The following is an 11271-nucleotide window of genomic DNA, read 5'->3' on the forward strand; positions in this document are numbered from 1 at the left end:
TCTAGTTTTGCTACTAAGCTGTCCGATACCACTGCCAGTGAGGTGGGTAAGGCTTACGGCAAACGGACTTTCCTGATTACTACCTTACAGCCAGTAGCCCGGGGAACAGAAGGAGCTGTAAGTCTTGAGGGAACCCTAGCTGGAGTAATTGCTTCAGCTGCGATCGCATTTGTGGGTTGGGGCGTTGGTTTGGTTAACTTGACAGGAGTATTTTTCTGTGTTATTGCTGCCTTCATCGCCACCAATCTGGAGAGTGTAATTGGTGCGACACTACAATCTAAATTAGAATGGTTGACCAATGAAGTCGTGAATATTATTAATACGATTATTGGTGCGATCGCTGTTGTGCTGTTAGCTCTAGCATGGCACTGGATCAGCCAGGTATGAAGCATGAAGCATGAAGCATGAAGTATGAAGTGTTAATTGCGAAGCATGAAGTGTTAATCGTGAAGTATTAAGGATGAAGGATGAAAACATACAACTTGCTAAGCAACTAATCAATCTAATAAATTGAGATAGCGTTAGACTTCCGACTTCCGAGTTCCCACTTTATACTTCATACTTCATACTTCATACTTTATTCAGATTTTGGTCCAAAGACCATCTGTAGAACCATTGGTTCACCATCATCGCGGTGATACCTATCTGCCCACTGGCGGATAATTTCATCTAACTCTTCCATGGCCTGATTGATTTTCTCTGGCGGGATATCTAGTTCCTCCAACCCTCGCATGACTTGCGGCTGACGCTCTGCCCAGTTTCTCATTAACCGGAAGTATCGCGCTGTTTCGTCAATCATGGTGTAGGTGCGGGCTTTGTCATCTACTGGCGAGTAATATGCATTGGTTAGAGCGTAGTAGGGTAAGCCACCGGTGTGATCGATTCTGGTGACAGTTCCTGAATAGGTTAAGCGACGCTTGATGTGTTCAGCTAGAGCTTCACTCAATGGCAGACGTCGCTCTGGTGGTAAGTCTTCTTGGGATCTCCGGTGGAGAAATTCTATTAATTCAAAGAATTGTAAGGAATTGATGATCTGGGCATCCGGCAGGTGATCTGGCAGCTTAATCTCAAGATTGCGCTTTTCTTCCAGGTCAAGGCTGGTGCCATTGATCCGAGATTGCCCTGGTTGCCAGGGATAGTGTTCCATCCAGACATAGGGAAACTGAATCAGATAGCGAGGTTCCTGAGACCCCAACATCTTGAGCAGTTTCCCTTCTGTTAACGCTTGTCGAACTTCCTCAACAATGACCTTTACCCGCTTTGGCTCAATGTGATGCAAATGCCCAGTCATGCGGATATTGCCATCTTGCTCCAGATAGGTCATGTAAATGGCACATTTGGCAGCGGTTGCTGCTGCATCTAAAAACGCCCCATGTCGGTGTCCACTCGTCCGCAGGGCGCTGAAAGCCAGGTATAGCATGATCTGATCCATTGCACTGGGGCTTAGGGTTTTGATCAGATCGGATTGGTTGATCATCTTAGGGGCAATCACATCTACTTCCGTTGGTTATCAAGCTTATTTAGTTTCATTTTTCCACACTAGAACTAACTCACTGTCATCGAAGAAAGCGAGCTGAGGTTGCTTGGCAGAAAATTGACCAATTAAGAGGCACCCTAATCATGTCTTATTCCAATATATTATATAAAATAAGCCAACTACAAGTACACTATATTGAATTAGCACTTTCCCACTGTAGCCCGCTACTCGTACCCAACAGTGGGATTGAAATGCAGCCAGATATGCCATCAAACGGAATCCAGTCAGTTGACTCTCACACAAGAGACACACGTCCGCTACCACGATGGGCGATCAGGGTAGTCGGAATTACTGGTGATGAGACAAATTTGTGGTTTTCTTTTCTTCCATAAGAAAAAATTTGTCCTGTTTGCTCTACTACACTGGGACAATCATTACTATAGTTTAGTGGTGCATTTGAGCCATGGGCAATCATCGGTAAATTAACCCCAAACCAGATGGTTAAAACAGTAATTAAAGCAAGAGTAGTGTAAATTCGCATAGCCTATATCCGTATAAATGTTCCTCTAATTACTGATACGGATGGCTCGCATATGGTTCAGGGAAAAATATAAACTATAATGAAATTTTTAAAAAAATACCGTTATTGTAAATACCTCGTGAAATTCTTTATTTAAAAAAAAAAGTTTTGACGAACTTGTGTAAGTTTAGCGACTGTAATCCTTATATGAGAAGGATTTATCTCATGTTAACAATTTATTTATTTACCGCCATGAATGTTATTTAAAAAATTATAATTGCAATTACTTTGAATAAAAATAAGGATAGGTAATCCTGGTGATTATGGGTCTTTAAATAACTGCAAACTTGCTAAGTAGGCAAAGGGGATTACCTAGCAACCATTCACATTGCCAACGGCTTATGTAGCAATCCTAAATTATTTGTTAAAAATCCCCAATGGTAATATAATCGATTCTCTTCCGCTACTGCCGGTCTCTCCCCTTGTTTGGAAGTTTTACAACTCAAATGGAAGGCTGTATAAAGGAGCAGGTTTTTCTTGAATCCGTTCGGCAATCGGTCTAACCTTCTGAACCACATCAATTAAGTAATCATAATCAGGTGCTTTAGCATTGGGGATGTATCCTACTGATGCTGCCATGCTGCTGGAGGCAGATTCTAGTGCCTTGTGGATCTCCTGTTGTAGATTTCTCTCGACTGTTGGTCCGATCAGGATAGAACCACTTGGAATTTTATGAGAATCTATATATAAAATCCGGAACCTAGTCTGACTAAAGTCTAGGCGGTAGCGTTGCAACTCTTCTAAAGACAAAGCTCCAGCGACTACCTCCTCAGAGGCAATCCACTCTAAGACTTGTTTTGGTGTGGGGGCAAAACGCACTTCCGCTAGGGTCAGACCGTAGAGATTGTAGATGGGCAGATAATATCCTGTGGCAGAACCAGGTTGACCTAAAGCAATGACTTTACCCGCTAGTTCAGTCAAGTCTTGGATGGGGCTTTCGAGTTTTACTACGATCACTGAGCGTGACTTTTTGACTCCTTCGAGAGGTAGCACTGGTATGTACTGTGCCTCAGCAATGGCGATGGCTGCTAAACCAGGAGGAGCAAATACTATAGACAACTTGCTCTGCTTAATCAAAGTTAGTGCTCTGCGCTCGTTGTAAATCGGTTCTAATTCTATAATCATCTTAAGTCGAGCACCAAGATATTCGATTAACTTTGAGTATGGCTCTATAAAGCGATCGCTTTCCCCGTAACTTACGATCCCAATACTTAATTTCCCTAGCATAGGAGTATCGGGTGAGTTACAAGCTGTGAAAATCAATATAAGATTCAACAAGAATAGACGGCGGGAAAACATAATTAATTACCTTAAGAACTAAAACAGCTGTGGCACTAATGATACTATGGGAGATGGCTAATGTTAAAAAAACTTAATTTAGGAATCAAGCTAAACTTACTATTGCTATCCATTTTTATAGGACTTGTACTGACTGGTGGCTTGGTTTTGTCTCAACTTTTAGAAGGCTATGGGGAAAAAGTCGTAACTGACCAAGCCCTAATTCTGATCGAAACCATGGGTTCGGTGCGGGAGTATACCAATAATCAAGTGAATCCAGAATTAGCTGATCGATTAGAAAATGAAGACAGATTTTTACCCCAAACAGTACCTGCTTATTCAGCTCGGGAAGTTTTTGAAAATTTACGTAAACGTGAGCAATATCGTGATTTTTTCTATAAAGAAGCGACCCTTAATCCAACTAACCTCAGAGATAAAGCTGATAGTTTCGAGACTGAAATCGTGGAGAGTTTTCGACAGCAGCCAGAGCTAACAGAAAAAACCGGTTTTCGCTCCCTTCCTAGTGGAAAAATTTTTTATGTTGCCCGTCCTCTCGCTGTTTCTGAAAAAAGCTGTTTACGATGCCACAGTACTCCTGAAGCCGCCCCTGCTAGCCAAATTGCTACCTACGGTGATGAGCATGGTTTTGGTTGGAAGTTCGATGAAATTGTTGGTGCCAAAATTGTATCAGTTCCAGCGTTTAAAATCTTTAATTCTGCTAAGCAGTTACAGGTATTGGTGATTGGGATTATTACTGGTTTTTTCCTGGTAGCAATCTTGCTGATTAATCGTTTCCTAAAGGTATCGGTGACCAAACCTCTTAAGCAGATGGCTCAATTAGCTAAGGAAGTTAGTACTGGCAATATGGCTGGAGAATTTGACCATGATTCAGATGATGAAATTGGTATACTCGCCAAATCTCTGAATCGGATGAAAGTTAGTTTAGAAATGGCGATGAATATGCTGAATTCAGAAACTAATTAGTAATCCAAAATTACTAATTGCTTGCTCAACTGATGCCTGAAGGATTACTAAGTATTACTTATATAGCACTACCCATTGAGATTAGGAATGTCCTAATCTCCGAAACTTAGTCATAGCTTACTTCTGACTTCTGACTTCTCACTTCTGACTTGCGCGTAGCGCTATAACTGACCCGATGACATTAAACGCCGTTGAAAGTCTTGGGCATATTTTTGATTGGGAATTTGTTGAGATAAAGCTTTTACAAATTCTTGGGCGGAAGAGTTAGGATGCTGGACAAGAGTACGCTGGCAGACAATGGTAGCCATCGGGCCAATTAACTCAGCGAGTTCCTGTTGGCAAAGAGCTACAAAATTGGGGTCTAGTAAATTACTATTCCGATTAGGGGCAGAAGAAATTGGCAGTGCTGTAGGACCAACCCAGGGTTGAGTTGTACTGGCTGGCCGTCTTGGGGAAGAACCATTACTGATTCTTGACTTATGGCTTTTTGTTTCTTTGGAGGCTTGGCTAGTTTTGGTATGGAAAGGTATCTTGGTGGGATACAACGCATTGTTAATATCTACTAACTGCTGATAAATTTCTTCAGCAGTTTGGGGACGCTGATTGGGTAAACGAGCCATCAGATAGTCGAGGAAATCTGCCAGTTGTGGCAAAATATTCGGAACACTGTCGCGCCAGCTTAACTCATCATTATAGGATTCATAAAATTTACTCGGGTCTTGACCAGTGAGTAGATAAACAAAGGTGCGCCCCAAAGCAAAAAAGTCTGATTGGGGGACTGCCTGACCGTTAAGCTGCTCTAGTGGTGTATACCCTGCGGAAACTACCCCTGTTACCATACCAGTGGCTTTTTTGGTCACAAAGGTACCTGTAATTTCCCGGGCAGTGCCAAAGTCAATTAACACCAGTTGTCCATCTGTCCTGAGCATAATGTTAGAGGGCTTGATATCCCGATGGAAAAAGTTATGACTGTGTACTGCCTGTAAGATGGTAGCTAGCTGGATCAGCCACCGAATGGCAATTTTCTGGTCAATGGGAGCACCCCGCTTTTGGATGTATTGCTTTAGATTCAATCCTTCAATCTTTTCCATCACCAGACAATGAACTGGCTCGTCGCTGTTTCTGGGGTAGACTGTGAAGTAGGCATCAGGTTCTACTTTGGGAATGCCACTATTCTCTAGTCGGCCGAGGACTTCGGCTTCTCTTTGGAATAGTTCAATATACTTGGGACTATTCTTAATGAGAACTTTCAGAACTCTAGGGTTGCCTTGACGATCAACAATTTCATAGGTTTTGCCAAAACCGCCATTTCCCAGTTGACTGATCACTCGATAGCGCCCTTCCAGCAACAACTCAGAATTACAACTCTGACAGAATAGTTTACTGTCAGGGTTGCGGGGATTTGAGCAGTTGGGATTAATGCACAGACTCATCAGAAGCACGCTGGTACAGGAGGAAGGTAGGAGCAGGTACAGGACTTAGGCATAAAGTCAATAGAGTTCTAGCAACAGTCAATTTTTGCTAGGTATCTATATTTACTTATCTGGTCAGCCGTGGCAATTTATGCACCCACCATGTCACAACAAGTTTTACACATGATATTTTAAAGGGCTATTTGGATTTTAGGTTTCCAACCTGAGGAGATGGTTGTTTAGTTGTTTGGTTGAAGGTTGAAGGTTGAAGGTTGAAGGTTGTTTGGTTGAAGATTGAAGGTTGAAGGTTGTTTGGTTGAAGGTTTAATCACCTGTAACCTGTAACCTGTAACCTGTAACCTGTAACCTGTAACCTGTAACCTGTAACCTGTAACCTTCAACCTGTAACCTTCAACCTGTAACCTTCAACCTGTAACCTTTAACTTTTATAGCTTCCCCGGAATTAAGTATCCCACTGTAGGCGATACAGTTGCAGGGGCTGGTCTTTACCTTTAACCTTAACCGGGGACATTTTTTCCAACGGTAGAGTTTTATCCCTCAGCTTGTCGAAGGTGCTTTGGGAAATTAGAATTTCTCCCTCCTGAGCGGCACTACAGATGCGGCTAGTAACATTGGTAGTGTCACCGATAGTAGCGTATTGAATCAGCTTGTGTGAACCGATATTACCTGCTGCTACTTTGCCAGTATTTAGTCCAATGTGGATTTCAATCTCTAAATTGCGCCGCTGGAACCAATCCTGATTTAGGTGAATAACTGCTCGTTGCATTGCGATCGCAGCTTGGACGGCTCGGTCAGCATCGTCCGGTTGGCAATAGGGGGCTCCCCACACAGCCAGTAAGGCATCCCCAATATATTTTTCTAAAGTGCCTTCGTATTTAAACACAATATCCTCTACCATCACCTGGAAGTATTCATTGAGCATCTCAATCACTTGGCGTGGCTTCATCCGAGAGGACATTTGGGTAAATTTACTGATGTCGGCAAACAGGGCGGTTACTTCGGTATCTATAATTTCTAAGTGGCCTTCTTCCTTGAGCTTTTTACTCACAGCTTCCGGAAAGAAAAGCTCAAATTTACTCCGCATTACTGCTTCTTCCTGCATCTTCTGGTAAAGTTGAGCATTGTCAATTGCGATCGCAGCTTGGTTAGCTAGAGCCGTCAAAAACTCCAAGTCTTCTTGAGAATAAATATTGGCTCTAGAGAGATTATCCGCATACAATACCCCAATCACTTCCTCTCTCGGTTTTAGAGGTACACACATGGAGGCATGGATTTCTTGCTGGAGCACTGACTGGGAATTACTGAATCGTTGGTCAATGGCAGCATCAGCAATTAAAACCCCATCCCCCTTCTGGTGTACGAAATTGGTAATTCGTTTGCTATAAAATCGCTCATGGGTGGGTATGCCTGTTCGGGAGTTGACAGCTTTTTCCTCTAGCATTCCCGTGTCTTGATTAACCATGAGGATGATTGCCCGGTCTACATTCATAATCTCGAACAGCAGGTCAAGAATTTTTCTCAACAAGTGATCAGGCTCATCGGGAGAGGAAAGTTGCTTACTCACCTCCAATAAGATTTTTAACTTGTCTACTGAGCGTTGACCTGTCTCTTGCTCTCGCAGCTTCAGGGCTGAGCCTTTATAAGTTAAACTGTCATGGTGCAGTAATTCCTGAATTTCGACACGGGTTTGTTCTGGGGATAACCTGCTGACAATCGAAAAGTTGGAATCATTATCCTTCAAGATATTTGGGGTGATTCTGCCATCATCACTCACAAATTCAAAGATTACACTGCCCAGACGTATTAAGTCTCCGTCTTTGAGTTCACACTGGTCAATTTTGGCGTCATTAACAAACGTGTGATTTAGGCTACCTAAGTCTTTTAGGATAACCCGATCATTCGTGATTGTAACCTGAGCATGATGGCGGGAAAGACTTTTATGGATTACGGTAATACTATTATTTATTTCCCGTCCTATGGTATTGGCTCCACTGCTCAATTTATAACTTTCTTGGTTATTCGGCTCTGATTTAGCAATTAAATACGGCACAATCTAGCTCTCGTCATTAGTTCTTATCTCAGTTAAGTATAATCGACTAAATTATCAAACTACTAATTTAAGGTTCTAAGTAGTCGGACATAAATTTTGATCACTGTATTAAGAAATATTACTTAGACTCAAACCCTTACTGCTCCGAAGCTCCCTGCTCCGTTCGCGTTCGCGCAGCGTCGGGCAAAGCCCAAAAGCGTAGCCCACGGCCTTAGCTACCTGCTCCGAAGTCCTCACAGTTAACTTTAATTGTGTCCGACTACTTAGGACTAGGTTTAATGGCTAAGGGGGTTCTGACAAGCCTATTTAGCAAGGAGGTTATCAAATGCCCCTGTTGTAACTAATACCTAACACCTAATACCTAGAATTTGTGGTCTGACCTAGTTTCCTAGCTCCGCGTCAAGCACTGAGGCTGTCAACTGCTTGTATTTTACCTAATGCCTAATGCCTAATCCCTAACCCCTAATCTCTAATCCCTAACACCATTACCCTAAATGCCTAATCCCTAACCCCTAAATGCCTAATGTCTAATCCCTAACCCCTAAGCTCTAATCCCTAGAATTTGGTTGATAACTGTTTTAAAAACTGGTGAGATAAATTTCGTGGTAGTAGGATAAAACTTGATATTAGGTTAACACTTGCTTGACTGGTAGTTTATAGGGCAATGGGTTGACGATTTTTAAAAGTATATCAAACTATTAAGCCATTTTGGCAAAAATAAGTCATAGTGAAAATACTTAGTTATAATCAAAGAATTGGAAGTACTATCCCCATTGGGGGGAGGAGGAAGCCATGGGGATCGCTACAGTTAACCCAGCAACCGGGGAAACCATCAAAACCTTTGAGCCAGAGAGTCCGTCGTCGATTGCGACCAAGCTAGCAGTTGCCCAAGAGGCGTTTGAGCAATACTGCCAAACATCAATGGAGCAAAGAGCAGAGTGGCTAAACGCAGCGGCGGAGATTGTAGAGCGGGATCGAGTCAAATTCGGCACGCTGATGACCACGGAGATGGGAAAACCCCTCAAAAGTGCGATCGCAGAAGCGCAAAAATGTGCTTTGGTTTGTCGGTACTACGCTGAACACGCAGCTGAATTCCTAGCAGATGTCCCAGCCTATACCGATGCCACCCAAAGCTTTGTGCGCTACCAACCTCTAGGAGTAATTCTAGCAGTCATGCCCTGGAATTTTCCATTTTGGCAAGTCTTCCGTTTTGCTGCTCCAGCATTGATGGCGGGAAATGTGGGGTTGCTAAAACACGCCTCTAATGTGCCTCAATGCGCCTTAGCCCTTGAGCAAATCTTTGTTGAAGCAGGATTTCCCGAAGGGGTGTTTGGGACCTTACTGATTGGTGCTGACCAAGTAGAGGCAGTAATTCAGGATCCACGGGTCAAAGCTGCCACCCTAACTGGTAGTGAGCTAGCAGGAGCAGCTTTAGCCGCAGCGGCTGGGACACAAATCAAGAAAACTGTCCTGGAACTAGGGGGAAGTGACCCGTTTATTGTCCTAGAAAGTGCCGATTTAGAAGCAGCAGCTACCACGGGTGTGACTGCTAGGATGCTCAATAACGGTCAATCATGTATTGCAGCGAAACGGTTTATTGTGGTGGACGCAGTAGCCGAGGACTTTCAGCAACGCCTACTGGACAAATTCCAAGCCTTGAAAGTGGGAGATCCCATGGCGGAAGATACCGATATTGGCCCATTGGCAACCCCTGGTATTCTTAGAGACTTAGACCAACAGGTACAAGCCTGCATTGAACAAGGGGCAAAGGTTCTTATCGGTGGCCATCCTTTAAGCGATCGCGCTGGTAACTTCTACCCCCCCACAATTCTAACTGACTTCCCACCAGGCACTCCAGCTGATAACGAAGAATTTTTTGGCCCTGTTGCCCTATTGTTTAGAGTTCCGGATATTGATGCTGCTATTAAGCTTGCCAATTCCACAGTATTTGGATTAGGAGCTAGTGCCTGGACAACCAATGAGGAGCAAATCCCCAGGCTGATTGATGAACTTGAAGCTGGAGCAGTGTTTATCAATGGCTTAGTCAAATCCGACCCCCGTTTACCCTTCGGTGGCATCAAACGTTCTGGCTATGGGCGAGAACTAAGCATTCAAGGGATACATGAGTTCGTAAACATCAAAACTGTTTGGGTGAAGTAAAAATCCTAGGTATTAGGCTAAAACCATTAGTAAGCATTCAGCTATCAGCTAAAGGCCTACGGCCACGCTACGCGAACAGCTAAAGGCCTACGGCCACGCTACGCGAACAGTCTATGCGCTACAGATGGTGCTACTTGAGGTGCTATCAGCCGTGCTTATGGGTCAAGTCCCAGCGTCGAAGCCTGTGCCACGCTACTTGAGGTACTTTTGAATAAAATAAGCTGACAGCTGACGGCTGACTGCTGAATGCTTACAACCATTAGCCTAATACCATTAGCCTAAAACCATTAGCCTATAGCAATTCTATTTGAATCCTGAACAGTGATAGTTACTACTGACGGATTTTCTGACTCAGGACTCAGGACTCAGCACTATTCTTAAAATTAACCTTGTTGGTGAGGCTATCTGTGTATCCGTCCCTGTGGTGCTGGTGAAGGGGAAAATAGGAAGTTTTTATGTAACATTTTTAACTTTTTTACATCAATTTTTGACTGTTAACTTTTATTAAAGTTCCCCGGATAGAAGCCAGAATGGCTATACAACTCAGTATTCCCGTTCTTTGATAGTTATCAAAAGCTTATCAAAGGCTGCTTTAACATTGCTCGATCCCTACTGACTTCTGAAAAATTGGGATGCACCGGATCTCAAATGCTAAATCCTTGTCTTGATGCAGTCGCTCATGGGGGAAACCCCCAAGACCGCTTAGGTGCGCTTTCCGTTGGCGAATTAAATTCGCCACGGGTCGCACCTCTGCATCGCTTGTCATGAACTAATAACAAATATGGACGAAGGCTAATAGAAAAAGCTAAAAAGGAATCTCAAAAGAAATCTAAACAGGAATTTTTACAATCAAAGATTATTTTGATACCAAAACTATATATACCAGGGATGATTAGATATGGGTGACATGAATACCGCTGAACTATTGGTAAATTGCTTAGAAAACGAAGGAGTCGAGTACGTTTTTGGACTACCTGGAGAAGAAAATCTCCATGTTCTAGAAGCTCTTAGACATTCTTCAATTCAATTTATTACCACTCGTCATGAACAGGGAGCAGCCTTTATGGCAGACGTTTACGGACGGCTGACAGGAAAGGCTGGAGTTTGCCTGTCTACCCTTGGTCCAGGGGCAACTAACTTAATGACTGGGGTTGCTGATGCCAATTTGGATGGAGCACCTCTAGTAGCGATAACTGGTCAGGTGGGAACAGACCGGATGCATATTGAGTCCCACCAGTACTTGGATTTGGTGGCAATGTTTGCTCCAGTGACTAAGTGGAACCGGCAAATTGTCCGCCCTGATACGACA

The 11271-nt window shown here is 43.3% G+C and carries 11 protein-coding genes; 4 read left to right on the forward strand and 7 right to left on the reverse strand.

All coding sequences use genetic code 11. From position 1 onward, the window contains the following. On the forward strand, nucleotides 1-387 hold a 387-nt coding region (locus tag F6K20_RS09150), incomplete at its 5' end, for a DUF92 domain-containing protein (protein ID WP_287294485.1). 190 nt (nucleotides 388-577) lie between these two features. Here the strand turns inward: F6K20_RS09150 and hetR are convergent. The 3 genes from hetR to F6K20_RS09165 form a co-directional block, all read right to left on the reverse strand. Continuing rightward, nucleotides 578-1477, reverse strand: a complete 900-nt coding sequence (hetR, locus tag F6K20_RS09155) for a heterocyst differentiation master regulator HetR (protein ID WP_287247612.1) — start codon at nucleotides 1475-1477, stop codon at nucleotides 578-580. A gap of 295 nt (nucleotides 1478-1772) precedes the next feature. Beyond that, nucleotides 1773-2018 carry a hypothetical protein gene (locus tag F6K20_RS09160; protein WP_008186642.1) on the reverse strand — a complete coding sequence of 82 codons (246 nt, stop codon included), beginning with the start codon at nucleotides 2016-2018 and terminating at the stop codon, nucleotides 1773-1775. A 474-nt stretch (nucleotides 2019-2492) separates the two neighbouring features. Next, nucleotides 2493-3356, reverse strand: a complete 864-nt coding sequence (locus tag F6K20_RS09165) for a phosphate/phosphite/phosphonate ABC transporter substrate-binding protein (RefSeq protein ID WP_287247616.1) — start codon at nucleotides 3354-3356, stop codon at nucleotides 2493-2495. A gap of 60 nt (nucleotides 3357-3416) precedes the next feature. Here F6K20_RS09165 and F6K20_RS09170 point away from each other — a divergent pair, with 60 nt between their 5' ends. Beyond that, nucleotides 3417-4319 (forward strand): Tll0287-like domain-containing protein, encoded by a 903-nt coding sequence (locus F6K20_RS09170; protein ID WP_008180375.1) that lies wholly within the window; start codon nucleotides 3417-3419, stop codon nucleotides 4317-4319. A 161-nt stretch (nucleotides 4320-4480) separates the two neighbouring features. Here F6K20_RS09170 and F6K20_RS09175 read toward each other — a convergent pair whose 3' ends face one another. From F6K20_RS09175 to F6K20_RS09185, 3 genes are all read right to left on the reverse strand, one after another. Continuing rightward, nucleotides 4481-5752: a serine/threonine protein kinase gene (locus F6K20_RS09175; RefSeq protein ID WP_044492365.1), complete on the reverse strand. Its 1272-nt coding sequence runs from the start codon at nucleotides 5750-5752 to the stop codon at nucleotides 4481-4483. 218 nt (nucleotides 5753-5970) lie between these two features. Then, nucleotides 5971-6132 carry a restriction endonuclease gene (locus F6K20_RS09180; protein ID WP_287294488.1) on the reverse strand — a complete coding sequence of 54 codons (162 nt, stop codon included), beginning with the start codon at nucleotides 6130-6132 and terminating at the stop codon, nucleotides 5971-5973. 62 nt (nucleotides 6133-6194) lie between these two features. Then, entirely contained in the window at nucleotides 6195-7802 is a 1608-nt protein-coding gene (locus F6K20_RS09185; RefSeq protein ID WP_287247619.1) for an adenylate/guanylate cyclase domain-containing protein, read from the reverse strand. Between the two features lie 792 nt (nucleotides 7803-8594). Here F6K20_RS09185 and F6K20_RS09190 point away from each other — a divergent pair. Next, nucleotides 8595-9962, forward strand: coding sequence for an NAD-dependent succinate-semialdehyde dehydrogenase (locus F6K20_RS09190; RefSeq protein WP_287247621.1), 1368 nt, complete (start codon nucleotides 8595-8597; stop codon nucleotides 9960-9962). Between the two features lie 592 nt (nucleotides 9963-10554). Here the strand turns inward: F6K20_RS09190 and F6K20_RS09195 are convergent. Beyond that, on the reverse strand, nucleotides 10555-10701 hold the full coding sequence (locus tag F6K20_RS09195) for a hypothetical protein (RefSeq protein WP_154659688.1): 147 nt from the start codon (nucleotides 10699-10701) through the stop codon (nucleotides 10555-10557). A 159-nt stretch (nucleotides 10702-10860) separates the two neighbouring features. On the opposite strand from F6K20_RS09195, the gene F6K20_RS09200 reads away from it, so the two are divergent. Then, a partial coding sequence (locus F6K20_RS09200; RefSeq protein ID WP_502708825.1) for a thiamine pyrophosphate-binding protein occupies nucleotides 10861-11271 on the forward strand: 411 nt, incomplete at its 3' end.

This window comes from Moorena sp. SIO2C4 (genome assembly GCF_010672485.1).
GTDB lineage: Bacteria > Cyanobacteriota > Cyanobacteriia > Cyanobacteriales > Coleofasciculaceae > Moorena > Moorena producens.

Excerpts from the sequence above, each read along its gene's own strand:
- hetR (WP_287247612.1), bottom strand. The coding sequence starts at position 1,477 with ATGATCAACCAATCCGATCTGATCAAAACCCTAAGCCCCAGTGCAATG.
- F6K20_RS09160 (WP_008186642.1), bottom strand. The coding sequence starts at position 2,018 with ATGCGAATTTACACTACTCTTGCTTTAATTACTGTTTTAACCATCTGG.
- F6K20_RS09165 (WP_287247616.1), bottom strand. The coding sequence starts at position 3,356 with ATGTTTTCCCGCCGTCTATTCTTGTTGAATCTTATATTGATTTTCACA.
- F6K20_RS09170 (WP_008180375.1), top strand. The coding sequence starts at position 3,417 with ATGTTAAAAAAACTTAATTTAGGAATCAAGCTAAACTTACTATTGCTA.
- F6K20_RS09175 (WP_044492365.1), bottom strand. The coding sequence starts at position 5,752 with ATGAGTCTGTGCATTAATCCCAACTGCTCAAATCCCCGCAACCCTGAC.
- F6K20_RS09190 (WP_287247621.1), top strand. The coding sequence starts at position 8,595 with ATGGGGATCGCTACAGTTAACCCAGCAACCGGGGAAACCATCAAAACC.